The 25338-nt window shown below is 69.3% G+C and carries 24 protein-coding genes; 8 read left to right on the top strand and 16 right to left on the bottom strand.

The window, feature by feature from the left end; translation table 11 throughout:
* Positions 1–123: 123 nt before the first annotated feature.
* A complete protein-coding gene (locus tag CDO81_RS21485) occupies positions 124–1401 on the bottom strand; it encodes an efflux RND transporter periplasmic adaptor subunit (RefSeq protein ID WP_088485281.1) in 1278 nt (425 codons plus the stop codon).
* Positions 1402–1608: 207 nt separating this feature from the next.
* Here CDO81_RS21485 and CDO81_RS21480 point away from each other — a divergent pair, with 207 nt between their 5' ends.
* Positions 1609–3282 carry a DUF1800 domain-containing protein gene (locus tag CDO81_RS21480; protein ID WP_088485280.1) on the top strand — a complete coding sequence of 558 codons (1674 nt, stop codon included), beginning with the start codon at positions 1609–1611 and terminating at the stop codon, positions 3280–3282.
* A gap of 1 nt (position 3283) precedes the next feature.
* On the top strand, positions 3284–4621 hold the full coding sequence (locus tag CDO81_RS21475; RefSeq protein ID WP_088485279.1) for a DUF1501 domain-containing protein: 1338 nt from the start codon (positions 3284–3286) through the stop codon (positions 4619–4621).
* Positions 4622–4633: 12 nt separating this feature from the next.
* Here the strand turns inward: CDO81_RS21475 and CDO81_RS21470 are convergent, their stop codons facing one another.
* From CDO81_RS21470 to CDO81_RS21445, 6 genes are all read right to left on the bottom strand, one after another.
* The gene (locus CDO81_RS21470) at positions 4634–4987 is read right to left on the bottom strand and encodes a hypothetical protein (protein ID WP_088485278.1); all 354 of its coding nucleotides are present in this window, start codon (positions 4985–4987) and stop codon (positions 4634–4636) included.
* Between the two features lie 135 nt (positions 4988–5122).
* Positions 5123–6355, bottom strand: coding sequence for a DUF1501 domain-containing protein (locus CDO81_RS21465; protein ID WP_088485277.1), 1233 nt, complete (start codon positions 6353–6355; stop codon positions 5123–5125).
* 5 nt (positions 6356–6360) lie between these two features.
* The gene (locus CDO81_RS21460) at positions 6361–7929 is read right to left on the bottom strand and encodes a DUF1800 domain-containing protein (RefSeq protein WP_088485298.1); all 1569 of its coding nucleotides are present in this window, start codon (positions 7927–7929) and stop codon (positions 6361–6363) included.
* Between the two features lie 111 nt (positions 7930–8040).
* Positions 8041–8415: a response regulator gene (locus CDO81_RS21455; RefSeq protein WP_088485276.1), complete on the bottom strand. Its 375-nt coding sequence runs from the start codon at positions 8413–8415 to the stop codon at positions 8041–8043.
* A gap of 194 nt (positions 8416–8609) precedes the next feature.
* Entirely contained in the window at positions 8610–9356 is a 747-nt protein-coding gene (locus tag CDO81_RS21450) for a DNA-binding transcriptional response regulator (RefSeq protein WP_088485275.1), read from the bottom strand.
* Between the two features lie 40 nt (positions 9357–9396).
* Entirely contained in the window at positions 9397–10023 is a 627-nt protein-coding gene (locus tag CDO81_RS21445; RefSeq protein ID WP_277596139.1) for a helix-turn-helix domain-containing protein, read from the bottom strand.
* Positions 10024–10122: 99 nt separating this feature from the next.
* Here CDO81_RS21445 and CDO81_RS21440 point away from each other — a divergent pair, with 99 nt between their 5' ends.
* The 3 genes from CDO81_RS21440 to CDO81_RS21430 all read left to right on the top strand — a co-directional run bounded on the left by CDO81_RS21440 (position 10123) and on the right by CDO81_RS21430 (position 13841).
* Positions 10123–10704, top strand: a complete 582-nt coding sequence (locus CDO81_RS21440; RefSeq protein ID WP_088485273.1) for an HD-GYP domain-containing protein — start codon at positions 10123–10125, stop codon at positions 10702–10704.
* A complete protein-coding gene (locus CDO81_RS21435; protein WP_088485272.1) occupies positions 10704–13181 on the top strand; it encodes a sensor histidine kinase in 2478 nt (825 codons plus the stop codon). Before CDO81_RS21440 ends, CDO81_RS21435 begins: the two co-directional genes overlap by 1 nt.
* Positions 13182–13259: 78 nt before the next feature.
* A complete protein-coding gene (locus tag CDO81_RS21430) occupies positions 13260–13841 on the top strand; it encodes an HD domain-containing protein (protein WP_088485271.1) in 582 nt (193 codons plus the stop codon).
* On the opposite strand, the gene CDO81_RS21425 is transcribed toward CDO81_RS21430, so the two are convergent.
* The 7 genes from CDO81_RS21425 to CDO81_RS21395 form a co-directional block, all read right to left on the bottom strand.
* Positions 13838–14227 (bottom strand): DUF1801 domain-containing protein, encoded by a 390-nt coding sequence (locus CDO81_RS21425; protein WP_088485270.1) that lies wholly within the window; start codon positions 14225–14227, stop codon positions 13838–13840. The genes CDO81_RS21430 and CDO81_RS21425 overlap by 4 nt on opposite strands.
* A 73-nt stretch (positions 14228–14300) precedes the next feature.
* Positions 14301–15056: an amino acid ABC transporter ATP-binding protein gene (locus tag CDO81_RS21420; protein ID WP_088485269.1), complete on the bottom strand. Its 756-nt coding sequence runs from the start codon at positions 15054–15056 to the stop codon at positions 14301–14303.
* On the bottom strand, positions 15046–15690 hold the full coding sequence (locus CDO81_RS21415; protein ID WP_088485268.1) for an amino acid ABC transporter permease: 645 nt from the start codon (positions 15688–15690) through the stop codon (positions 15046–15048). Before CDO81_RS21415 ends, CDO81_RS21420 begins: the two co-directional genes overlap by 11 nt.
* On the bottom strand, positions 15687–16355 hold the full coding sequence (locus tag CDO81_RS21410) for an amino acid ABC transporter permease (RefSeq protein WP_088485267.1): 669 nt from the start codon (positions 16353–16355) through the stop codon (positions 15687–15689). Before CDO81_RS21410 ends, CDO81_RS21415 begins: the two co-directional genes overlap by 4 nt.
* A gap of 138 nt (positions 16356–16493) precedes the next feature.
* On the bottom strand, positions 16494–17282 hold the full coding sequence (locus CDO81_RS21405) for a transporter substrate-binding domain-containing protein (protein ID WP_088485266.1): 789 nt from the start codon (positions 17280–17282) through the stop codon (positions 16494–16496).
* Positions 17279–18016 carry a GntR family transcriptional regulator gene (locus CDO81_RS21400; protein WP_088485265.1) on the bottom strand — a complete coding sequence of 246 codons (738 nt, stop codon included), beginning with the start codon at positions 18014–18016 and terminating at the stop codon, positions 17279–17281. Before CDO81_RS21400 ends, CDO81_RS21405 begins: the two co-directional genes overlap by 4 nt.
* A 382-nt stretch (positions 18017–18398) precedes the next feature.
* Entirely contained in the window at positions 18399–19184 is a 786-nt protein-coding gene (locus CDO81_RS21395; protein WP_088485264.1) for a hypothetical protein, read from the bottom strand.
* A 316-nt stretch (positions 19185–19500) separates the two neighbouring features.
* Here CDO81_RS21395 and CDO81_RS21390 point away from each other — a divergent pair, with 316 nt between their 5' ends.
* From CDO81_RS21390 to CDO81_RS21380, 3 genes are all read left to right on the top strand, one after another.
* Positions 19501–19785 (top strand): DUF4288 domain-containing protein, encoded by a 285-nt coding sequence (locus CDO81_RS21390; protein ID WP_241517090.1) that lies wholly within the window; start codon positions 19501–19503, stop codon positions 19783–19785.
* An 80-nt stretch (positions 19786–19865) separates the two neighbouring features.
* Positions 19866–20534 (top strand): response regulator transcription factor, encoded by a 669-nt coding sequence (locus CDO81_RS21385; protein WP_088485262.1) that lies wholly within the window; start codon positions 19866–19868, stop codon positions 20532–20534.
* Complete coding sequence (locus CDO81_RS21380) at positions 20531–21841, top strand: sensor histidine kinase (protein ID WP_241517089.1); 1311 nt, start codon at positions 20531–20533, stop codon at positions 21839–21841. The genes CDO81_RS21385 and CDO81_RS21380 overlap by 4 nt, the downstream gene beginning before the upstream one ends.
* A gap of 18 nt (positions 21842–21859) precedes the next feature.
* Here CDO81_RS21380 and CDO81_RS21375 read toward each other — a convergent pair whose 3' ends face one another.
* On the bottom strand, positions 21860–22249 hold the full coding sequence (locus tag CDO81_RS21375; protein WP_088485261.1) for a hypothetical protein: 390 nt from the start codon (positions 22247–22249) through the stop codon (positions 21860–21862).
* 132 nt (positions 22250–22381) lie between these two features.
* Positions 22382–25153: a TonB-dependent receptor gene (locus tag CDO81_RS21370; RefSeq protein ID WP_088485260.1), complete on the bottom strand. Its 2772-nt coding sequence runs from the start codon at positions 25151–25153 to the stop codon at positions 22382–22384.
* Positions 25154–25338 lie beyond the last annotated feature (185 nt).

Below are 25338 nucleotides of genomic sequence, written 5' to 3'. Positions count from 1 at the left end.
GCGGTTTTGCAGGGGTCGCTTTTTGCCTACTTTTCGTCGACACAAAAAGTAGGTCGCCCGCCGGGGCGAATTCCCGGCTGGGCCTTGCCAACAAGCCAACGCAAAGCGCAGCCATCATCACCCTCAATCCGCAATCAAGACGCGCTCCGCGCCCTTGAAGTTCTCGGCCCCCGAGATCACCACCCGGTCGCCTGCCACCAGCCCCGAGATCACCTCCACGCGCTCCAGCGAGCGCGCGCCCAGCTTCACCGGCACCTTCTGCGCCACACCGTCGCGCACGACGTAGGCGAAGCTGCCGCCGCTTTCGTCCACGAAGCTGCCGCGGGCCACGCCGAGCACCTTGTCGCGCTTATCCAGCAGCACCCTCACCGACAGGCGCTGGTTCTGCCGCAGCTGCTCAGGCTGGGCGCCGGCAAAGCGCAGGCGGGCGGCGACTTCGCCGTTGACCACCTCGGGCGACACCGAGCTCACCTGCCCGGCCCAGCGCTGGCCGTTGCCGTTGATCTCACCGGGCATGCCCGGCTGCAGCTCGCGGGCGAAGCTCTCGGCGACCTGCATCTGCACTTCCAGCGCCGACAGGTCGATGACCGACAACAGCCGCGCGTCGCGAGCCACGTTGGTGCGGTCGGCGATGAAGAGCTGGCCGACCTGGCCGTCCACCGGCGAGCGCACTTGCAGCTCGGCCACCTGGCGTTCCAGGTCGGTCACCAGCAACTGCTGGCGCGACAGCGCACTCTGCTTGGCCTGCACGTCGAGCTTGAGGCTGTCGGTCTTGAGGCCGCGCAGGTCGCGCGCCTGGTCGAGCGCAAGGCGTGCCTTGGCCAGCGCATCCTGCGCGCGCTCGACCTGCATGCGCGCCGTGGCGCCAGCTTCAAAGGCCTGGGTCTGGCGGGCCAGGTCGTTGGCCGCCGTCTGCTGGTCGATGCGGGCGTTCTCGTAGGCGCTTTGCAGCGCGGCCGTCTGCTGGCGTGCCTCGACCTCGGCGCGCGCCAGGTCGGCCCGCAGCGCGTCCACGTTGCTGCGCTCCTGCGCGAGGCGGTTGGTGAGTTCGGGGGAGTCCACGCAGGCCAGCACCTGGCCGCGCTTGACCGGGTCACCGGCCTTCACGGCCAGGGTCACGGTGCCGGCGCCGGGCGCGAAGAGGGTCGGGCTCTGAGCCGCCACGACACGGCCCTCGCCGGCCACGTCCCGGGTCAGCGGCGCCACGTCGACGGTGGCGATGCTCAGGCGGGCGGCGCTGACCGCGGAGTCGGCCGACAACATCTGGCGCAGCCGACCGCCGCCCAGCAGCACCAGCAGGCCCACGGCCACGGCGCCGCCGGCCAGCAGCAGGGGGCGGCGGCGGGTGGGCCGCTCAAGCGGCCGGTCCTGTTCGGAGGTGTCGCGGAATCGGGAGTTCATGCCCCGGTTTCGCAAGCGCCGTGCCACCGGGGCAACCGTGACAAATCAACGACTTGCGCGCATGCTGACTGTCCGCGGACAGGTCGCGGACAGTCCGTACATGCCCCGCAACGGACAGCATCGTCTGCTTACAACTCGCCACAACTCGTGGCAAGACGCAACGCGGGGCCCGGCCCCAATATCGCCGCCGCCCACCGGAGATCGACCATGCGCCTGACCCGATTCATCCTGCTGGCTGCGGCCGCTGCCAGCTTCGTCGGCGCGGCCCGCGCTGCCGACGAGCGTCCCGCGACGCCCATGAGTGAAGCCGACGCCCGGCGCTTTCTCGGCCAGGCCAGTTTCGGGCCCACCGACGCGAGCGTGGCCACGGTGAGAGCCAGCGGTCGGGCCGCCTGGCTGGCGAGTCAATTCACGCGCGCCGACTCCGACTTCAGCGGCGTGGCCTGGGTGGACCCCGACAGCAGCAAGGGCTGCCCCGCGGGCGCACCGGCCACCTGCAAGCGCGACAACTACAGCCTGTTCCCGGTGCAGGTCCAGTTCTTTGCCAACGCGGTGAACCAGCCCGACCAGCTGCGCCAGCGCGCGGCGCTGGCGCTGTCGGAGATCCTGGTCGTGTCGGGCAACGTCATCAAGCTGCCGAACGCGATGGCGCAGTACCAGCGCATCTTCCTGCGCAACGCCTTCGGCAACTTCCGCGACGTGCTGCGGGAGGTGACGCTGTCGCCAGCCATGGGGCGCTTCCTGAACATGGCCAACAACGACAAGCCCAACCCGGCCAAGGGCATCGAGCCCAACGAGAACTACGCGCGCGAGGTGCTGCAGCTCTTCTCGATCGGCCTGTGGGAACTGAACCCCGACGGCAGCCAGAAGCTCGATGCCAAGGGCCAGCCCATTCCCAGCTATGACCAGGAAACCGTGGAGGGCTTCGCCCACGTCTTCACCGGTTGGACGTACGCCCCACGCCCGGGTGCCACACGCAACCGCTTCGGCAACCCGAGCTACTACGACCAGCCGATGATCGCCTTCGACGACCATCACGACAAAGGCAGCAAGCGCCTGCTCAACGGCGTGGTGCTGCCGGCCGGCGGCACGGCGCAGGCCGATCTCGAGGCGGCCATCGACAACATCTTCAACCACCCGAACGTCGGCCCCTTCATCGGACGCCAGCTGATCCAGCAGTTGGTGACGGCCAACCCGAGCCCGGCCTATGTGCAACGTGTGGCCCAGGCCTTCAATGGCACGACCACCGCCAGCTTCTCGCCGACAGGCACGGTGCAGCGCAAGCCGCGCGGCGACATGAAGGCGGTGCTGTCGGCCATCCTGCTGGACCCCGAAGCCCTGACCGCGCAGGATGCCAACCGCTTCGGCAAGCTGCGCGAGCCCATCCTGCAGCTGACCCACCTGCTGCGCGCCCTGGGCGGCACCAGCGACGGTGTCTGGCTGCGCTCGCAATCGGCCGCGCTCGGCCAGACCGTCTACAGCCCCGCCAGCGTCTTCAACTTCTTCCCACCGGACTATGACCTGCCGGGCGACGCGACGCTGGACGGACCGGCGTTCGGCGTGTTCAACGCCAGCGCCGCCTTCAAGCTCAGCGGCGTGCTGCAGACGCTGCTCAGCGGCAAGCCCGTCGCACCCGACACCACGGTGCCCGGCGCCACCGGCACCGGCATCGACCTCAGCCGCTGGCAGGCCCTCGCCGCGACGCCCGCCACGCTGGTGGCCGAGATCAACCGGGTGATGTTCGCCGGCCGGGCCAGCGCGGCGCTGCAGTCGGCGCTGTTGAAGGCCGCCCAGATCGCGCCCGACACCAAGCCGCTGGACCGCGCCAAGGCAGCCCTGTTCCTGGCCGCGATGTCGCCCGAATACCTCGTGGAGAACTGACATGCTGAATCGACGCCATCTGCTCTCCCATGCCGCGGCCCTGGCGGGCGCCAGCGCCCTGCCCTCGCTGGCCGCCCCGCTGGCCGGCGGCGACTACCGCGCCCTGGTCTGCGTCTTCCTGTACGGCGGCAACGACGGCAACAACATGGTCGTGCCCACCGATGCCGCCGGGTATGCGGCCTACGCCAAGGCCCGGGGCACCGCCGGTGCCGGCGGGCTCACGCTGGCGCAGTCCTCGCTGGCAGCGCTGGGTGGCTCGAACGTGGGCCTGCACCCGGCGCTGAGCCCGCTGGCCGACGTCTGGAACCAGGGCCATCTGGCGGTGCAGGCCAACGTCGGCACCTTGGTGCGGCCCATGACCAAGGCCGAATTCCAGGCCGCCGGCGCCCAGGTGCCGACCAATCTGTTCTCGCACGACGACCAGCAGGATCAATGGCAACGGGGCCAATCCTTCGCGGGCAATGCCTTGCCCACCGCCACCGGCTGGGGCGGCCGCATGGCTGACCTGCAGCCCAGCGGTGGCGTGGTACCCATGGCGCTGTCGGTGAGCGGCAACAACGTCTTCATGAACGGCGCAACGACCCAGGGCCTGGCGGTGGGCAGCGGCAACAGCTTCGCCATCCGCGGCTTCGGCAGCAACCCCAGCGCCAGCCCGCTGTATGCGCTGTACCAGAGCCTGCTGCAGCAGCCCTACGCCAACGCCGAAGAGCGTGCCGCCGCCAACGTGCTCAACCAGGCCATCAAGGCGAGCAATGTGCTGAACACCGCCCTGTCGGGGACGGGCAGCGTGGCCGGCCTGTTCAATGGGCTGAACAGCAGCGTCGCGCAGCAACTGCTCACGGTGGCCAAGATCATCGAAGGCCGCTCGGGACTGGGCGTGAACCGGCAGTTGTTCTTCGTCAGCCTGGGTGGCTTTGATACGCACAACGACCAGCTCAACCAGCAGCAGGCCCTGTTCACCGACCTCGGTGCCGCGCTCAAGGCCTTCTACGACGCGATGCAACAGCTCGGCGTCGCCAATGCGGTGACCACCTTCACCGCCAGCGACTTCGCCCGCACGCTGCAGCCGGCCTCCGGCGGCGGCACTGACCATGCCTGGGGCAACCACCACTTCGTGCTCGGCGGGGCCGTCAAGGGCGGGCTCTATGGCCGCATGCCTCAGCTGGTGCTCGGCGGGCCGGACGACGTCACCAGCGAAGGCCGCTGGCTGCCGACCACGTCGGTGGACCAGATGAGCGCAACGCTGGCGAGCTGGTTCGGCGTCGGCGCGGCCGACCTGGGCGGCCTGTTCCCGCATCTGGCCAACTTCCCGCTGCGCAACCTGGGCTACTTCGGCTGAAGTCGCCCCGGATCAACCGACCAACCGCCCGCCGAACGCCATGCGCCCGGCACCGGCCGGGGCGTACTCAAGATGCACCCGCTCCCGCGGGCGGCCGGTCGCTGCCGCGACGGCCGCCGTCACGGCCGCAATCTCGGCCTGCAGGGCCTCGCCCACCGGCGGGCGCGCGTGCAACAGCGTGACAAACACCGGCTGCGCACCGGCCAGCGGGCCGCCGTTCTCGGCGTGGTGCACCTGGTGCAGGCGCACCCAGACGCGCCCGGGCGGCTGCTGCAGGGCGTCGCCGATGGCATCGGCAAGGGCCGCGGCCATGTCGTCCGGCGCCGCGGGCGGCGGGCCGGCCCAGTGCACGTCAACGACCGGCATGCCGGCTCAGGCGGTGCCGGTGATGACGAGGAAGCAATAGGCCAGCACGGCCACCGACAGGCTGAGCCCGAACCACGGAAACGTGCCTCGCATCATGTCGTTCTCCCATCCGTTTGAACGCCGCTGCCGCGGGCCTCAGGCCCTCAGCAGCTTGTCGGCATAACGCCAAGTGTGCGGGCCACCCGGAAACACTGTCGCCAGTGCGGTTTCCGACAGACCCAGGTGCCGCTGCAGCAACGGCGAGAGCACCTGGCGGAAGTCGGTGCGCACCGCCAGGTCACGGCCGTCCGCCAGCGCGCTGGTGTCCAGACCCGGCCATTCGCCCAGCACCTGACCGCCCGCCACCGGCCCACCCAGCAGCCAGATCACGTTGCCGCGGCCGTGGTCGGTGCCGCCATTGCCGTTCTGCCGCAGGGTGCGGCCGAACTCGCTGGCCACGACGATGACCGTGTCCTTCAACGAATCGCCCAGGCCCACGCTGAGCGCATCGAGCCCCTCGCCGAGGCTGGCCAGGCGGTTGGCGAGTTGGCCGCGTGCAGCCCCCTGGTTGACGTGGGTGTCCCAGCCGCCCACGGCGGTGAAGGCGAGCTGGGTGTGCGGGTCCTTGCGGATGAGCTGCCCCAGCCGGCGGGCGTCGGCGGCGAAGCTGCGGGCCGACGGGGCGCCGCCGTCGGCGGTCGGGTCCATGCTGCGCGGCTCTGCAGCGGCCATGCTGCGCGCCATCTCGCCGCGGCCTTCCGTGGTGTCGCGCAGTGTGCTGCTGAGTTGGGCATCGCTCGCGTAGAGCTTGGCCAGGCCTGCCTGCAGCGACGGGTCGTCGATGGCGCGGCGGCGCAGCGCGTTGGGCCCGAGACCCAGGCTGGCCACGCTGGCCGGGCCGGCGAAGATGCGCGGCGGCGTACTGCCCTGGCTGATGGCGCGCGTCGGCGCCGGCTCACCCGGCAGGGCCGTCAACAGGCGGTTCATCCAGCCGTCGGGTGTGGACTTGCGGCCAGGCGTGCCCGACTCGAAGTAGTCCTGCGCATCGAAGTGCGAACGGGTCGGGTCGGGCGATCCGCTGGCATGCACGAAGGCGAGCTGGCCGCCATCCCAATGGCGCTTCAGCGGGGCGAGCGACGGGTGCAGGCCGAAAAGGCTGTCCAGCTTCAGCAGGCCATCGTCGGCACCGGGCGGTGGCAGTGCGATCTGGGGCCGACTGGCCGCGTAGGCGCGTTCGCCATAGGGCGCCACGACCGACAGCCCATCCACCGCGCCGCGCAGCATGACCACGACCAGCTTCTTCTGCGCGACGCCCTCGGCCTTGACGAGGGACACCGGCAGCCCGCCGAGGGTGAAAGCACCGAAGTGCAGCAGTTGTCGACGCAGCATGGTGGCTACCTCTTCATGAAATCGGGGCTGGCCAGCAGCAGGGCCACCTGCTGGGCCGGGGGTTCGCTGGCGAGGGTGCGGCGCGTGGGTTCGCTGACCGAGGCGCCGAGGGTGGCCCCCAGGCGTTCGGCGCTCACGCCGCTGCGTTGGCCGAGCGTGGTGGCCAACTGCACCCGCTGCGTCAGCGCCTCGGGGTTGCGCCAGGCGGCAGCGGTGTTCTTGTAGCCATCGGGCGTGACCGCGCCGAACAGCGGCTGGCCGGCCTGCGACAGCGCCGACAACAGGTTCTGCGGATTGCCCAGCGGCAGGTCCAGCGCACGCAGGCTGGACAGCAGGTACTGGTAGGGCGTCTTGAACTTGGCCTGGTAGGCGTCGCGGCGCCAGAACTCGTCGGAGCGGATGAGCGTACGGGTGAACTCGCGCAGGTCGCCGCCCGTGGCGGTGAAGTTGGCGGCGAGCTTCTGCACCAGCGATGCCGGCGGCTCGTCGGCCACGAAAGCCTGGGCGAACTTGTAGGCAAGGTGGCGCGCGGTGGCCGGGTGGCGGGCCAGCACGTCCAGCGCCCGCTCGCCCTCGGCCTGGCCGGCGCCCTGCACGGTCTGGCCGAGCCAGCTCTTGCTGCCGTTGTCGTGCTTGCGCGGGTCGAAGGCGAAGAGGTCGCCTTTGCCGCCCTGCAAGGCCTTGCGGGTGTCCAGGCCCCAGCCTGTCAGCATGCGGGCCAGTTCGGTCACGTCGCGCTGGGTGTAGCCGCCGTCCACCCCCAGGGTGTGCAGCTCCATCAGCTCGCGGGCGTAGTTCTCGTTGAGACCGGCCGGCACGCGGGCTTTCAGCTCGGGCCGGGCCTGCAGGAAGCGGCGGGCGCGCTGGGGCGGCTCATAGCCGGCCACCACGCTCTGCGCGTTGTCCAGGTAGATCAGCATCGCCGGATGCCGCGCGGTAGCGCCGAGCATGTCGCGAAAGCGCCCCAGCACATGCGGCCGGATGGCGCGCTGCTCATAGTCCGCCAGCAGCACGCCCACCGCGTTCTTGCCGGCGTAGACGTTGAAGTGGTTGAACCAGAACTCGGTGAGCACCTCTTCCAGCTGCGCCGGGCTTTCCAGCCCTCGCGCCAACCGCGCGGTGGCGGCCTGGGCCACCAGCGGGCGCACCTTGTCGCGCACCGCGTTCAGCGCGTCGGCATCGGGCGTCATGCCCTGGGACTTTTCGCGCCGGGCCTCGCGGGCCGCCTTGACACCCTCGCGATAGCGGTCGAACAGCTCGGCCTGGCTGAGCTGCAACGCGTCCATGCCGGCAAGCCGGGCGGTGAGGGATTCGGGCAAGGGCAGCCGGCGCGGCTCCAGTTGCTCGGCCAGGAAGCGATCGAGCCACGGGCCGGCGCCCTGGGCTGCGATCGCTGCGGCATCGGCCGGGCGGGGGCCATAGCCCAGACGGTTGAGCGCATGCAGGGCGCGCTCGTCAGCGCTCAGGGGTGCCTCGGCAGACACCGCATCCAGCGTGGCCGCCGGCACGCGCCGTGCCAGCATCGACGCAGCAGCCAGCAGGGCGCTGCTGAGGACAAATCGGCGGTTCGTCATGGGCAGTCCTTCGGTGGCAGTGACCGAAGAATCGCCCGACTCACGAAAGGCCGTGTGGCGGATGCGCAAAGTTTTGTAGGACTGTGGGCGCCGTCCCACGAAACCGGGACTTCAGCTCAGCCAGCGCTCCAGGCTGCGCAGCGTGGCCGCCACATCCAGCGGCTTGGTCCAGTGCCCGTCGTAGCCATGCTCGCGGGCCAGTTGGGCGGCGACGTAGTCGGATTCGGCCGTGACCAGCAGCGCCGGCACGCTGGGCGGCAGGCCGGCCGCACGCAGCTGGGTCAGCAGTTCGCCGCCGCCGATGTCCGGCAGGTGCAGGTCGCACAGCAGCAGGTCGATCGGGCCTTCCGTCGCCATGCGGCGCGCGTCGGTGCCGTTGCGTGCGACCTTGAGCACATAGCCCGGCCTCAGTTCCAGGATGCCCTGCATGAGCATCGCGTTCACGGGGTCGTCCTCGACGTAGAGCACATGCGCGTTCTTCATCATGCCCGGCCCCTCACCACACGGCCCAAGGGGCGAAAAGGGGTCGAGGCCGGGGGGAAACTGGATGGGGCATGGCAAAAAGCAGATTCAGCACTGAAGGCATTATCAAATCTGCTGATATTCGCGAGCAAGACAGCGCCCCCTGAACGGGTGGCGCAGGCAGTGAATCTGCCAAATGTTGCGGCTGTTGCGAGAGATCAGGACAGGCCCGCCGCCGCACGCAAGCCCTCCAGCCCGAAGGCCAGCGGCTCCCACCCCGGCGGCAGCGGCTGGCCCGGGGCGCAGGCGGCGGTGGCGTCTTCCAGCGCGCGCGCCTGGGCGGCCAGTTCAGGTTCGCCGATCAGCACCAGCACCGCCTTCAAACCATGGGCCACGCGACGCAGCGCGGCGGCATCGCCACTGGCCTGGGCAGCATGCCCCTGGGCCAGGTCATCGGCGAAACGGGCCAGGCAACCGCTGCGGAAACTGTCGAACAGCGCACGGTCGCCGCCGAAATGCTGCTGCACCGGATCGGCCACGGGCGGCGGCGCCAGGGGTGCAGCACTCACGGGCGGCCGCTGACGCAGCAGGCCGGCAATGGTGTCGAGCAACTCCATCAGCGGCACCGGCTTGCGCAGCAGGCAGGCCACGCCTCGGGCCGCCAGGGTGGCGCGGCGCTCTTCCTGGACACCGGCGCTGAACACCACCCAGGGCGGTGCGCCGGCGCCGAGCGCCAGGCCTTCGGCCAGCAGGCTCTCCGCGGAGCCATCGGGCAACATCAGGTCGCTGATGACGAGCTGCCAGCCGCCGGCGGCCAAGGCAGCGCGCGCCTCGCGCAGACTGGCCACGACGGTCAGCTCGACCGCGGGCGCTTGGGGGTCATGGTCGGGCAGACCGTCGAGTGCCAGCTCCACGAACCGCGCGATGGAGGCATCGTCCTCGATGAGCAGAAGGCGTGCCGCCATCGATGCGCCCCCGGCAGAAGCGTGAACGGGTCCGCCCGCCTCAGGCCGGCAGCTCGGCCAGCGCGGCAGTGGCCTGGGCGAGCAAGGGCGGCAAGTCGGTCACCAGCGCCGTCTTGTGCACCAGCGGCACGCCGGCCAGCGCAAAGGCGTAGGGCGCACGTTGGGCCTCGTCCAGCGCGGTGATGACGATCAGGCGGCTGCGCGCGAACTGCGGATGCGAGCGCAGGCTGGTGATGAGCGCAGCCCCGTCAATGCCCGGCAGCAGGATGTCGATCAACAGCACGTCCGGCTCCAGCCGGCCGGCCATCGCCAGACCGGCGATGCCGTCGGAGGCGACGTGCAGTTCCGCCTCGGGCAGCTCACGCTTGACCACGAGGCTGATCAGGTTCTGGAAATGCACCGAGTCTTCGATCAACAGCAGCGTCAGCGGCCGATTGCCGGACGCCGCCGCCGTGGCCGGTGCGGCCGGCGCCATCGCGGCGCCCCCTCGGCCAGCGAGCCAGGCATCCAGCGAGCTGCGCAGGATGCGGCGATGGCCGCCCGGCGTCTTCCAGGCCTGGAGCTCGCCCCGGTCGACCATCAGTTGCACGGAGCGCACCGCCATGCCGAGCCGTTGTGCGGCCTCGGTGGTGGAGCAGGTGTCAGGAACGGTAGGGGTGGCATTCACAGCGCGATATTTTGCCGAATTCAGCGCGCTTTGCGTCACGGCTTCTATTTGATAAAAACACACGCATTGGACAATTCAGCATTCGCTTTCGAAAACCCCATGCCGCCACCCGTCGCTCTCGCTTCGCCTCCTGCTGCTGCCGTTGCCGCGTGTGCCCCGCCGCCACAGCCCGATCTGAGCGCGCACCGCCTGCGCCTGGGCCGCCTCGCGGAGGGGCTGGCCCTGCGCCTGGGCTGGGATGCCGATCGTGCACGCCAGCTGCGACTCGCCGCACCGCTGCATGACGTCGGCGCCGACTCCGGCATGGGCGATGACGTCCCGCTCACTGCGCCAAGCGCCCTGCACGCCCAGCCACGCCGGGGTGCGGCGCTGCTGGGCAGCTCCAGCCTGCCGCTGTTCGCCCTGGCAGCCGAGATCACGCTGCACCTGCGTGAGCGCTGGGACGGCAATGGCTATCCGCACGGCCTGCGGTCGCAGGAGATCCCGATGTCGGCCCGCATCGTGGCGGTGGTCGACTACTTCGATGCGCTGACCATGCCCCACAGCTTTCGCCCGGCCCGCGCCGACGACCGTGCGCTGGCGATGCTGGCCGAACAGTCCGGCGCGGCCTTCGACCCGGTCATCGTCGCGACCTTCCTCGCCCACGCCACCGACCTGATCGCGCTTCGCGACGGCAGCTGATGCCGCACCGCAACCGCTGGCGCCCCAGCCGCATCACCGCGGCCGCCGGGGTGCTGCTGGCCATCGCGCTCCTGTGCGGCACGTTCTACAGCCTCTGGCATGAGCGCAACGACCTGGTCACCGAGACCGCCGAGCAGCAGGCCCTGCTGGCGCGGGTGCTGGAAGACCACGCCAGCCGCAGCCTCGATGCCGCGCAGTTCGCGCTGGCAGGCCTGGCCGACATGGCCGAACGCGGCGCGCCCCCCGAGGTGCTGCAGGCCCTGTTGGCGCAGACGCAAGCGAGCCTGGGCTTCTTGCGTGGCGTGGCCCTGGTGGATGAACGCGGCCAGGTGCTGGCGACCGCCAACGATGCGGATCGCGATGCACGCATCCGGCCCGCCGCCCTCGGGCCCTGGCCCGACGCGGGCCGGGCGGTCGTCAACAGCTTCGTACCGGCACGCAGTCTGGCCGGGCTGAGCACGGCCGTCGACGCCACGCCGGCGGTACCTCCCGGCGTGGGGTTCTTCCCGCTGCTGCGCGGGCTCAAGCTCCCCGGCCAGGGCGGTGCGGCCGTGATGGTGGCCCTGATGAACCCGGACGCGCTGGCCAACTTCCAGCAACTCACCCTCAACGACGACCGTGCCGCCGCGGCCCTGGTCGACCTGGACGGCCGGCTGCTCGCCGTGACGGCGAGTGCCGAGCATGCACCGGGCGGGCAGCTCACCCGATTGCTGAAGGCCGATGCGCCCCTGGGCCGCGTGCGCGCCGGTGCCGAGCACGGCAGCTGGACGGGCGCAGGCCTGCGCACCGTCGAGCAACTGGGCAGCTACCGCGCGCTGCGCGGCAGGCCGCTCGTCGTGGTGGTGGAGCTGCCCATGGCGGAGCTGCGCCGCCGCTGGATGACGACCGTCATCGACCAGGGCCTGCCGGCCGTTGGCGTGGCCGCAGCCCTGCTGGCGCTGTCGGCCGTCGGGGCCGCCGCGTTGCGCGGCCGCGAGCGCTCGCTGGCGCAGCTGGACGACGCCCAGCGCCAAGTGCTGGAACGTGAACGCGAGCTCAGCGCGATCTTCGGCAGCGTGCAGGACCTGCTGTTCCGCACCGATGCCACGGGCCGGGTCACCTTCATCAACGAGAGCTATGCCCGCATCAGTGGCGAGCCGGTCAACGCGGTGATCGGCCGGCCGCTGCAGGACCTGTTCGGCGGCTCGCCCGACGTGGCGGCGCTGTTCAACCCCACCGAAGGCCATGCGCCAAGCCGAGGACAGGCCCGCGCGGAATGGACCGGCGCCGACCGCAGTGCGCGCAGCTTCGAGATCCATGTGGTGCCCTTGCAGCGGCCCCAGGGCGAGCTGGTGTGGGTCGGCAGCGCAGCCGACGTGAGCGGACTGATGCACGCGCAGGCCGAGCTGCGCGCGCAACTCGGCCTCGCGCGCTCGCTGCTGGCGAGCAGCCCGCTGCCGATGTCGGTGCTGGACACCCACAACCGCTACCTGGATGTGAACCGCGCCTGGGAACAGTTCACCGGCCGCAAGCGCGACGACGTGCTGGGCACCAAGGCCGCCAGCTACCTGAGCGCCGACGAGGCCGCGCTGCACGATGCGCGTGATGCACGGCTGCTCGCCCAGGGCGGCGAGATGACCTACGAGACCGTGTGGCACGGCCGTGACGGGCGTCAGCGCGATCTGCTCGTCAGCAAGTCCACCTTCCCCAACGCCGAGGGGCGGCCGATGGGGATCGTCGTGTGCTTCATGGACATCAGCGACTTCCGGGAGGCGGAACGCGCCACGCGGGCCGCCCGTGACGCCGCCCTGGAGGCCTCACGGGCGAAGTCGGAGTTCATCGCCAACGTCAGCCACGAGCTGCGCACGCCGCTGCAGTCCATCCTCGGCTTCTCGGAGCTGGGCGCCATGCGGGCGCGTGAGCAACCCCGCGTGGCCGAATTCTTCAACGACGTGCACCGCGCCGGCCAGCGCATGCTCAGCCTCGTGAACGACCTGCTGGACTTGAGCAAGATCGAGCGCGGCGTCGAGCCCATCCAGCCCACGCGTCTGGACCTGCGTCCGCTGGCGCTGGAGGTGGTGAGAGAACTCGTACCCCAGCTCACCGCGCGCCAGCTGCAACTCGATGCCCAGCTCGGCGACGACGACCTGATGCTGATGGCCGACCCGCTGCGCCTGCAGCAGCTGCTGCGCAACCTGCTGGCCAATGCCATCCGCTTCTCGCCCGAGGGCGGGCGCATCGAGCTCACCGCACGACTGGACGGCCATCACAGCATCCGTGTCGAAGTGGCCGACCGCGGCCCTGGCATCCCGCCGGACGAGTTGGAGGGCATCTTCGAGGCCTTCGTGCAGAGCAGCGCCACCAAGAGCGCCGCTGGCGGCACGGGCCTGGGCCTGGCCATCTGCCGGCGCATCGCCAAGGCCCATGGGGGCCGCATCTGGGCCGCCAACCGCGACGGCGGCGGCGCGGTGCTGACGCTGGTGCTGCCGGCGGCCTGAGCCGCTCGCTGCGCCGGAGGTGACAGCCCGGGCTCGGCCAGCCGCGCAGAATCGGGCGAACAAGATCAGGAGACTGCCATGAATGCCCGCGCCGCCTTCACCCGCATGGATCAGAGCACCCGCGACGACTGGGCGCTCATCGTCCCCGAGGCGATGAAGATGGCCCGAAGCCTGCCCGACCGGGTGCTGGCGCACCTGCGGCTGCTGGACGGCGACTTCGGCGGCTTTCCGGTCGACCGGCTCACGCACTGCCTGCAGACCGCCACCCTCGCCCACCGCGACGGGCGCGATGAGGAGTACGTCTGCTGCGCGCTGCTGCACGACATCGGCGACACGCTGGGCTCCTACAACCACCCCGACATCGCCGCGGCCATCCTGAAGCCCTTTGTCAGCGAAGCCAACCACTGGATGGTGCAGCAACACGGCATCTTCCAGGGCTACAACTTCTTCCACCACATCGGGTTGGACCGCGAGATGCGCGAGCAGTTCCGCAGCCACCCGCACTTCGAACGCACGGCGGAATTCGTGGCCCTGTACGACAACCCCGCTTTCGATCCCGCGGCCGAAGCGCTGCCGTTGAGCTTCTTTGAACCCATGCTGCGCCGGCTGATGGCGCAGCCGCGGCAGTCGGTTTACAAGGCAGCCATGGCGCAGGATTAAGGCCGCTTGCGGTTGGCGGCGATGGCCGCCCGGATCAGGGCCTGCAGCGCGCCCGTGTCCATCGTGTCGCCTTCTCGGACATCAATGGCCCGGCGTACCGCGCCATCCAGGCTCGAATTGAACAGGCCCGCCGGATCGGGCAGGGACGCGCCCTTGGGGAAGGTCATCTTCACCACCTGCTTGTAGGTCTCGCCCGTGCACAAGATGCCGTCGCAGGACCACACCGGGTTGCTCCATTTCCATTCCTCCACGATGCCGGGATCGGCCGCGAGGATGAGCTGGCGCAGCGCTGCGAGCCGCTGGCCCCGCCAATCGCCCAGGCTGGCAATGCGTTCATCGATCAGGGCAGCCGCGGGCTGACCGGCGGCGGGGGCGTTCTTGGGCATGGCGACGAGCAAAGGGGTGGCGACACCCAAAGCCTAACGCCGCGGCCGCGGGGCTGCCCTTGCTGCGCGGCACTCAGTCGTGCAGAGACGAAAGAAACTGTTTCAGCTCCGGTGTTCGCGGTGCGCCGAACAGCTCCGCCGGCGGCCCGATCTCGTGCACCCGCCCCTGGTGCATGAAGATGACGCGATCGGCCACCTTGCGGGCGAAGTTCATCTCGTGGGTGACCATCAGCAAGGTCATGCCCTCCTCGGCCAGCGTCTCCACCACCCGAAGCACCTCGCCCACGAGCTCCGGGTCCAGCGCCGAGGTGATCTCGTCGCACAGCAGCACGGCCGGCTCCATGGCCAGGGCGCGGGCGATGGCCACGCGTTGCTGCTGGCCGCCCGAGAGCTGGTCGGGCATGGCGTCGAACTTCTCAGCCAGGCCCACGCGGGCGAGCAACTGCCGGGCCTGGGTCTCGGCATCGGCCGCACTGCGCTGCTTGACCAGGGTCGGCGCCAGCATCACGTTGCGGCCGACGCTCAAGTGCGGGAAGAGGTTGAAGCCCTGGAAGATCATGCCCACCTGCTGGCGCAGCGTGCGCATGGCCAGGGCGCTGTCATGCAGCAGCGGCTTGCCATTGACGGTGAGCGCCCCCTCCTGGAACTGCTCCAGGCCGTTCACGCAGCGCAGCAGCGTGCTCTTGCCCGAGCCACTCTTGCCGATGATGGCGATCACCTCGCCCCGGTGCACGTCCAGGTCGATGCCCTTGAGCACCTCGTTCGTGCCGTAGGACTTGCGCAGCGCGGTGATGCGGACGATGGGGTCGGCAACAAGGTCAGCGGACATGGCGGGCTTCCAGGCGTTGTGCGAAAAGGCTGATGGGGAAGCACAGCGCGAAGTACAGCAGCGCCACGCAACCGAAGACGAGGAAGGGCTTGAAGCTGGCGTTGGCGATCATGCTGCCGGCCTTGGTGAGCTCGACAAAGCCGATGACCGAGGCCAGCGCCGTGCCCTTGATCACCTGCACCAGAAACCCCACCGTGGGCGCGATGGCCAACCGCCCGGCTTGCGGCAGGATCACATGGCGCAGCTGCTCGCCGAAGGACAGCGCCAGGCTCTGCGCGGCCTCCCACTGCCCACGCGGCACGGCCTCGACACAGCCGCGCCAGATCTCCACCAGATAGGCGCTGGTGTAGAGCGTGAGTGCCAAGGCTGCAGCCGTCCAGGCCGACACCTCCAGGCCCAGCAGCGCCAGCCCGAAGTAGGCGAGGAAGAGCTGCATCAGCAGCGGCGTGCCCTGGAAGAGCTGCACATAACCGGCGAGCCCTCGGCGCACCCGCGCGCCGAACCGCAGGCGCAGCGTCAGCAGCAGGGCACCCACCACGCCACCGCCCACAAAGGCGATCAGCGACAGGGCCACCGTCCAGCGCAGCGCCAGCAACAGGTTGCGCAGGATGTCCCACAGGGTGAACTCGATCATGACGGCCTCCGGCCGAAGATGAAGCGCGGGCCGGCCCACATCAGCAGGCGCCGCGCCACGATGGCCAGCGCCAGGTAGACGACGGTGGCGACGATGAAGGCCTCGAAGGCGCGGAAGTTGCGGCTCTGGATCAGGTTGGCGGCATAACTCAGCTCCTCGGTGGAGATCTGCCCGCAGACGGCCGAGCCCAGCATCACGATGATGATCTGGCTGGTCATCGCCGGCCACACGCGCTGGACCGCCGGCGGCAGCACCACGCGCGTGAAGACCTGCACGGGGCTCAGCGCCAGGCTCTGCGCCGCCTCCCACTGGCCGCGCGGGGTGGCCTGGATGCCGGCACGCAGGATCTCGCAGCCGTAGGCCCCGAGGTTGAGCGTCATCGCCAGCACCGAGGCGAATTCGGGCGACAGCTTCACGCCCGCTGCCGGCAGGCCGAAGAAGATGAAGAACAACTGCACGATGAAGGGCGTGTTGCGCAGCAGCTCCACATACACGCCCAGCACGCGCCGCAGCCACACCGGCCCGCAGGCCCGCGCCCAGGCGGCGCCGGTCGCGATCAACAGGCCCAGCGGCGTGGCCACCAGCGTGAGCCCGAGCGTCCAGGCCAGGCCCTTGAGCAGCAGCGGCCACTCGGCCAGCACCGCGAGGAAGTCGAACTCGATCATGGGGTCTGCCTCAGTTCAGTGGACCTTTCGTGCTGCGCCGCAGGCCGCAGCCCCTCCAGCGGCTGCCGTGGAACTGGCTTTGCCAGGCCACTGGCAGCGCCCCCTTGAGGGGGCCGGCGAAGCCGGTAGGGGGTGGGCTCAGGAAGGCAGGTCGCCGGTGCCGCGGCCGAGCCACTTCTTCGAGAGTGCCTCCAGCTCGCCGGCCGCCTTGGCGGCCGCGATGATCTGGTTGACCTTGGCCAGCAATGCATCCTCGCCCTTGGCAACGCCCACAAAGCAGGGGCTGTCCTTGAGCAGCAGCTTGTATTCGGTGTTCAGGCCCGGGTTGCGCTGCATCAGGTTGCCCGCGACCGCGGCGCTGGTGGCCAGCAGCTGGGTCTGGCCCGCGGCAAACGCGGCAATGGTGGCGTTGTTGTCCTCGAAGCGCTTGTACTCCAGCGTCGGGGGCGCGACCTTGGCCAGCTCCTGGTCTTCCATCGCGCCGCGGGTCACGGCCACGCTCTTGCCGGCGAGATCAGCCCAGCTCTTGATGCTCAGGCTCTTGGCCGCGAACACCGCCTGGTAGAACGGCGCGTAGGCGGCGCTGAAGTTGATGACCTTCTCACGTTCGGGGTTCTTGCCGAGGGTCGAGATGACAAGGTCCGCCTTCTTGGTCTGCAGATAGGGAATGCGGTTGGCACTCGTGACCGGCACCAACTCGGCCTTCACACCCAGCTTGGCCGCAATCAGCTCGGCCATGGCCACGTCCAGGCCCTGGGGCTTCATGTCCGGGCCGACAAAACCGTAAGGCGGGTAGTCGGTCGGGATGGCGATCTTGATCGTCTTGCTCTTGATGATGGTGTCCAGCGCGGTCTGGGCCTGGGCAGCGCCCAGCGCGAGCAGGCTGAGGCCCGCGACGAGCAGGCGGCGGGAGAACGAAGCGGTCATAGCAAGGCTCCTAGGTAGGCGGGTTCGTTGGGGTCGGAAACGGAAGCGGCGGACGTCGGCAAGGGCGCCAACGCCTCGCGCAGCTGGTCCAGCGGGTCACTCAGCGCGGGCAGGCGCAGCGCGGCCTGCACGTTGGCGAGGTGCTCGGCCATCAGCGCCTCGGCGCGGGCACGGTCGCCCTGCGCCAGCGCGTCGACGATGGCCACGTGCTCGGCACACGACGCGGCCGCGTCGTGCGATGACTGGTAGAGCATCGCGATCAGCGTGGTGCGGGCGGTGTAGTCGCGCAGCGTGTCGGCCAGCAGCCCGTTGCCCAGGCATTCCGCCAGGCACACATGGAAGTCGCCCAGCAGGAAGCTGCGCGTGCCGACATCACTGCCGCGCAGCGCTGCCTTTTCCTGCTGCAGATGCTTCTTCAGCCGGGCGAGCTGCGGCTTGCCCAGGGGTTTGCCGGGGCCTTCGCCGCGCAGCAGGCCCAGCTCGATGACGCGCCGCGCCTCGAAGGCCTCGCGGGCTTCGTCCTGAGACGGCGCGATGAGGTACCAGCCCCGCCGCGCACTGACCGTGACGATGCCGCGCGCCGCCAGCCGCGTCAGCGCCTCGCGCACGATGGTGCGGCTGCAGTCGAAGAGCATGGCCAGCTGCTGCTCGCCCAGGCGCGCGCCGGGGGCGAGCTTCTGCGCGAGCACGGCTTCGACGATGCGCTGGCTGATGTCGGTGGCGGAGATGCCCATGCCGCAGACACAGCAGCATCCGTGCCAAGGTGCGCCAGGCTTGTATGCAAGACGAGCGCACAAGAAATGCGCACCCACTGCAGGCAACAGCACCACCAAAGTGCTGCAATTCCTCAGCCCGCACCAGCGGGTGGCGTCGTCAGTGGCTCAATTGCGAGTCGGTGAGCGTGTGCGCGGCTGCTGGGGCGCTGCAGCGTGCGATCTAGTCAGGGGATGCTGGCAACTCAAGCAAACCACTTGGCGCTCAACGTAGACCGATGTCCGACACGCCTTGCCGCCCCCGCTAAACCCAAGCACTGAATAACTACGCTGACGGCAGCGGCCGGATCGAAAGGCACATGGTCGTGGCGACAGGCTGATCTCGGCGTGTCTGGCAGATCGCCTAGGGACCGCTGGGCTCGTGCCGCGTCGGGCCAGACCAGGTGAATGTTTGCAAGACTCCTTCGAGAATCGCCACAACCTTTGCCAATGATTCAGGAGTCACGTCAACTTCGCCGTATGACCCGTCCGCCATCGTGCTTCCATATCGGTTGCCGATGAGCGAATTGAGAATAAGCACTCGCGCGTTTGGAGCTGAAACGATCTCGTTGTCGATGCCCGTGAGCTTCAGCGGTTTGCCGTTTCTCCCCAGTCCACGGACGCGATCTTCCATGTGATGGGCCGAATTGCGGACCTCGCGAAGATCTGGGAACTCCTGGGACATGCGCTCCTTGAACGCGCTCAACCCGCTTGGCGTCGACGGGTCCTCGCAGATTGCGGCCACCAGTTTTTCAAACTGGTCGAGCGCGTAAAGGAATGATCTGGCGAAGATGAAGATCCTTGGATGTTCAAGCTCAAATGGCACGTGGCCATGCTGCCAAGCTTCGCGCTTGGCGATGACTTCGGCCTCGTAGCGAATCGCCTCCATTTGCTCCCATGACAAAACTGAACGGGGGCCCGCGCCGAGATCCTCCTCGATTTGCCTCCGTGGATTCGCGAACTCCTGGCGCCGCTCGTTGGCCTGGAGCTGCCTCGCCCGACCTTGTTCTTCTGTAAAGAGGTTCAAGGCCACATTGGCTTCAAAGAAGGTCTGCTTCAGGGCAGAAACCAGCGTGAGCAGACGGTGCCGCGCGGCACTATCCTGGCACTCAAGAAACGTACCCGGCGTGACGATTTCGAAGATGAACATGTTCCGCCCTAACTTCAATGGAGGCACTCTGCCAAGATCAGGTCGCTGGCAACGCGCACAATCAACCGTAACTGCCACGCCGCGTGAGTATTGGCCACCGGCTGGAAGTAGCAAAGCTCGGCAGTCTGGATTGGGTCTGCGGACCCGAAGGGCTGGCAGCCGGACACAGGTCGAGGTCAGCCTGGGTACGCCACGCTCAGACCGACCTTTCAACTTCAGATAGCTTAAGGTCACACGCCACGCTAGAAGATCAGCCATGGACTCATATTCAACTCGCTGCCTCTTCGAGTGGGCACCACGAACTGGGCAGAGAAAGTTGCATCTCTACGAAGAGCGAATCACGCTGTGGCGGGCAAATTCTGCGGACGATGCCATTGACATGGCGGAGCGCGAAGCACAAGCGTATGCAGGCGACAACTCAACCTATCTCGGGGTCTGCCAGTCGTACCGGCTGGTGGAGTCGCTCGCGGTGTCGGGCGTCGAAATCTTCTCACTATTGCGTGAGAGTGACCTTGAGCCCCAAAACTACATCGATGCGCTTTTCGCCACAGGTCACGAGCGCCAGACCAGCGACTCTCCCGCTACCACGGGTCTTGCCTGAGGGGCCGACGGCCTGCGAGTCTGACGCAGCCTGCAGACTGCGCTTGCAAAAATGCTCTTCGGTACACCTCCGTCGCCTCCATGCGCCTGTTGATTGTTGAAGACGACCCCATGATCGGCGAAAGCCTGCGCGAAGCCCTGCGCCGCCAGGGCTTCGCGGCGGACTGGCTGCGCGATGGCCAGGCGGCGGAAGCCGTGCTGGCCAGTGCCGAGCGCTTCGACGCCGTGCTGCTGGACCTGGGCCTGCCCAAGCGCAATGGCATCGAGGTGCTGAAGGGCTTGCGGGCGCGCGGCGACACCACGCCCGTCATCGTGCTGACGGCGCGCGATGCGCTGGCCGACAAGGTGGCCGGGCTGGACGCGGGCGCGGACGACTACCTGGTCAAGCCCTTTGAACTCGACGAACTGCTGGCCCGGCTGCGCGCCGTGGCGCGTCGTCTCGGCGGCCGCACCGACACCGCGCTGGCCGTGGCCGACCTGCGGCTGGACCCGGCCACCCGCGAGGTCACGCGCGGGGGTAGGCCTGTCCTGCTGTCCGCCCGCGAATTTGCGCTACTCGAAGCCCTGCTGGAGCGCCCTGGCGCCATCGTCTCGCGCGCCCAGCTCGAAGACCGGCTCTACGGCTGGGGCGAGGAGCTGGAGAGCAACGCGATCAGCGTCTACATTCACCAACTGCGCAAGAAGCTCGGCGCTGACCTGCTGCACACGGTGCGCGGCCTGGGCTACTACGCCGGACCGGAAAAGTCATGAAGCTGCTGTCCACCCTGCGCGGCCGCCTCTTCGCGCTGCTGGCCGTGCTCGGCACCGTGACGGCCCTGGCCGTGGGCGGCGCCACCTACGTCAGCGTGCGCGCGGAGGCCGACGCCCTGTTCGACTACCAGCTTCGCCAGACCGCGCTGTCGTTGCGCGACCAGGGCCGCGTGGCGGGCGACGAGGCCGCGGCGCTGACCGACCCGAGCTTTGACTACGTGGTGCAGATCTGGTCGGTGCAGGGGCTGGAGCTGTACTCCAGCCGCCCCCAGGGCATGACCGAGCCGCTGCCCGCGCGCGCGGTGCTCGGCTACTCGGACCTGCGCCTGGGTGGCCAGGCCTGGCGCGTGTACAGCGCCGCCACGCCCATGCGCGTGGTGCAGGTGGCCCAGCCACTGGCCGTGCGGCAGAAGCTCGCGGCGCTGGCGGCCCTGCGCAGCATCGTGCCGGTGGCTGTGGCCCTGCCCCTGGTGGCGGCGGCGCTGTGGTGGCTGATCGGGCTGTCGCTCGCGCCACTGGCGCGTGTGGTGCAGGCGGCGCAATCCGGCGGCGCGAATGCGCTGCATGCCCTGCCGACCGACGGCCTACCGGGCGAGATCGCACCGTTGGTCGAGTCCTTCAACGACCTGCTCGGCCGGCTGTCCACGGCCTTCGATGCGCAGCGCAGCTTTGTGGCCGATGCCGCGCATGAGCTGCGCACGCCGCTGACGGCGCTCAAGCTGCAGCTCGGCCTGCTGCGCGACTCCGCGCCCGGCCCCCAACAGGACGAGGCCATCGACCGGCTGCGGGCCGGCATCGACCGCGCGGTGCGGCTGGTGGAGCAGTTGCTGGCGCTGGCCCGGGCCGAGCCCGGCGCAGCCGCCGCAGACGACCCGCTGGACCTGGCCGAGCTCGCCCGCCAGGCCGTGGCCGATGTGCAGCCCCTGGCCGAGCGGGCCGGCGTGCAGCTGAGCCTGACCGCGCCCGATCCGCTGCCGCTGGAAGGCGACGCCCAGGCCCTGCGCGGTGCACTGCGCAACCTGCTGGACAACGCGGTGAAATACGGCGCCCGCCAGGTGCAGCTCAGCGCGCTGCGCGGTCCGCGGGGCGCCCCGTTGCTGCGCGTGGACGACGACGGCCCGGGCATCCCGGCCGAGCAGCGCGAGCGCGTGTTCGACCGCTTCCAGCGCGGCGACGACACCGGCGTGGAGGGCAGCGGCCTGGGCTTGGCCATCGTGCGTGCCGCAGCGCGCCAGCAGGGCGCGGTGGTCCGGCTCACCGAGTCACCGCTGGGCGGCCTCAGGGCCGAGATGGCCTGGCCGGGCTGAAGGCGAGCCGGGCGCGGGTCAAGCGTGCCGCACCGGCACCGGGTGGGGCCGACGCTGCCAGGCATCGAGCGCATCGACCACCCGGTCCCAGGCCGCGCGGTCGTAGGTGACGGCGGCGAAGAGGTTGTCCTTGGTGGGCTGTTGGCGCACGGCGCTGCGGGCGAGCTGCTCCAACGGCTCGCGGGCGGCGGCCACCACACCGGCCAGGTCCTGGAAGCCCGCACCCACGCGGTGGAACAGCACGCCGCGCTTGAGCTCCGTGGCCTTCAGGGAGGCCGCCTCCACCGCACGCAGGAACACACGCGCCTGGCCATCGCCCAGCAGCTCCACACAGAACTCACGGCGCCAGCCGGTCAGGGTCTGCGCCGAGGTCAGCACCACTGGGGAATCATCGATCTGCAAAGGCATGCCGCCAGTCTGCAGGCCCGCGCCTGGCAGCCCGGCGCTCGATGTGAACGAAAGCAACACGCCCCGCCGCGTGGTCACGCGACGGGGCGGGAAGTTGCGTGCTGTTTCCAGCACGCACACGCATCGGCGGCTTCAGCGCAGCTGATAGCTCAGCGACACGAAGTAGCTGCGGCCGCGCGGGTCGCCGTAGGTCGGGTCCCAGGTCACCTGGAAGTAGCGCGACTGGTTGGTGAAGGGCGGTGCGGTGTCGGCCACGTTCAGGATGCCGCCGCGCAGGCGCAGTTGCTGCGTGATGCGGTAGCTGGCCGTCAGGTCCCACAGCGAATAGGCCTTGACGTCGCGGTTGTTGTAAGCCGGCGCGGCCAGGCCGTCCACGTTCTGGTCACGGTAGCTGGACAGGTAGGTGTTGGTCACCGTCACGCTGGCCGGGCCGTAGTCCCAGTCCAGGTTGAGCTTGTGGCGCCAGCGTTGCACGGCCTTGTCGTCCTTGAACTTGCCCAGGCCGTCCACCAGCGGCGAGCGCGGGTCGGTCGAGAACTTGTACTCGGTGACCAGCGTGCCGTTCAGACCCGCGCCGAAGGTGCCCCAGGCCGTGGCCTCGCCGCGCCAGTTCAGCGACACATCGAAGCCCGAGGTGTTCAGCTTGCCGCGGTTCTCCTTCTTGACGGTGATGAAGTCGACGAAGCCGTCGGCATCGCGCGCCACGACCTTGGGGTCGTTGTAGAGCGCCGGCGTCGTGAAGATGGTTTCCTCACCGATCTGCGAAATGATGTCGGACTTGCGGATCGTCCAGTAGTCCAGGCTGCCCAGCAGGCCGCGCACCGGCTCGAACACCACGCCCAGGCTCGCCTGCTTGCTCTTCTCGGGCTTGAGCTCGGGGTTGGAGTAGCGGTCGATGTTGAGCTGGCCAACCTCGCCGCTCACCGGGTCACGCACGAAGCTGGAGGTGATGCCCGAGCGCACGGGCAGGAACATCTCCGACACCGTCGGTGCGCGGAAGCCCGTGCCATAGGAGGCGCGCGCCAGCAGCTGCTTGCTCGGGCGCCAGCTCAGGCCCACCTTGGGGTTGGTGGTGCTGAGGTCGGGCGAGGTGGTGTTGGTGGCGGCGTCGTACACGCCGTTGTAGCGGTCGTGGCGCAGCGCGAACTGGGCTTCGAGCTCGCGGGTGATGGGCGCGCTGACTTCGGCGAACACGCCGGCCACGTTGCGCGAATGGTCGGCGTCGGCCAGCAACTCGCCCGAGCTGGAGCGGTCGTTGTTCACGTCATTGCTCTTGAGCACGTCGGTGGCACGGAACTCGGTCTTCTCCTTGCGGAACTCGGCGCCCAGGGCGAGCATCACGTCGCCGCCGGCGAGCGCGCCGATGGCACGGGTCAGCTTGCCGTCGATGCTGGTGGACGTGCCCTTGCTGATACGGGCGGCGCCGTCCAGCCGGATGGAGTTCATGAAGGCCTGGCCGGCCGAGCGGTCCGCAGGCTTCACGAACGGGTTGTACGAGCCCGCCTTGAGGCCAGCTTCCAGCTTGCTCAGCGACACCCAGCCCGACAGGTCCGTGTCGGTCGCCTTGTTCGTGCTCTGGCTGAGGGCGGTGTCGTAGTCCCAGCCGGCCAGGGTGCCGGTTGCGCCGATGACGAGCCGGCTGGCGTTGCTCTCCACGCGGCTGGTGCGCTGGCCGGCGTCTTCCAGCCGGAAGCGGAAGTCCACCGCGCCGGTGATGCCGGTCACGTTCTGCAGCGACTGCGGCAGCGTGATGCCCGAGCTGGTGCGAAAGCGCGCCGTGGCGGGCGAGGCGGCGTAGTCGGTCTGTGCCTTGGCCAGCATCAGCTCGACGAAGACCTGGTTGTCATCATCCAGCTGCGCCGTGAAGCGGCCGAGCAGGCTCTGCTTGTCGGCCTTGGGGTAGATCTGCGAACCGGCCACGTAATCGTAGGAGCAGCCCTCGCGGCCCCCGAGGCTCGTGCCGTCGACGAAGTTGGGGTTGGGCGCGCCGGTGCAACTGGCCTTGCCGAAATTGACGCGCCGCGAGCCCGAATTGGGGCCGCCCGGATTCCAGGTGCCGTCGGCATTGCTGCCCTTGAGCGCGGTGTTCGGGTTGGCGCGCACGAAGTTGTTCAACGCCGTCAACTGCACGCTGGTGAGGTCGATGTTGGCCGGGAAGGAGTTGCTCGACGCCTGCGGCGGCAGGCTGGTGGGCAGGCTGTAGGCCTTGATGAAGTCGCGCTGCGAGGCATCGAGCGCATCGAGCTTCTGCAGATCGAGCGTCGCGAACACATTGAAGCGGTCCTTGCGCAGGTCGCCGAAGCCGCCGCCGAGCGTCACGGTCGTCTTGCCGGCGCCGCCTTCGCTGGTCTTGAGGGCGTAAGCGCTGATGTCGGCGCCCTGGTAGTCCTTGCGGGTGATGAAGTTGATCACGCCGCCCATCGCGTCGGTGCCGTAGATGGCCGACGCGCCGTCCTTGAGCACCTCCACGCGCTGGATCGCGCCGGACGGAATGCTGTTCAGGTCGACGCCGGCATCGTCACCGGGGCTGGCGAAGTTGGCCAGGCGCCGGCCATTGAGCAGCACCAGGGTGCTGGACACGCCCAGCCCGCGCAGGTTGGCGCCGTTGAAGCCGCGCTGGCCACCGCTCTGGTCGGTGATGGACGCGCCGTCGGTCAGGCCGCCGACGTTGGAGGTCAGTTTCTGCAGCAGTTCGGCGGCGGTCGTCACGCCGAGCTTGTCGATGTCCTGGCGCTTGATGACGTCCACCGGCAACGCAGCCTCCCCGTCGATGCGCTTGATGCTGGAGCCGGTGATCTCGACGCGTTCGAGCTTCTGGTCCTGGGTCTGAGCCTGGGCGGTCAGGGTGATGGCGCACAGCAGCGCGGCGTGGGCCAGCGGGTGCCGGGTGAAGGAGCGGGTCATGAAGGCCTCTGTGGAGTGGGGTGGGATCGGATGCCATTCAGGTTAGGGAGGCCGCGTCTGACTTGCCTATGGGGTTTCGGCGGGCCGGTCGCTTCTGGGCAAGTGCGCGTCGCTTCACCGCAAGCGCCCTGTGGACGGCTTGCAGCGAAGCGACATGCAATTGCGATTGCGGTGCATGACGCACC

Source organism: Roseateles puraquae, assembly GCF_002205845.1.
Classification (GTDB): domain Bacteria; phylum Pseudomonadota; class Gammaproteobacteria; order Burkholderiales; family Burkholderiaceae_C; genus Pelomonas; species Pelomonas puraquae.
Note: the sequence above shows the minus strand (reverse complement) of the source record. Positions and strands in the feature narration are given on the sequence as shown.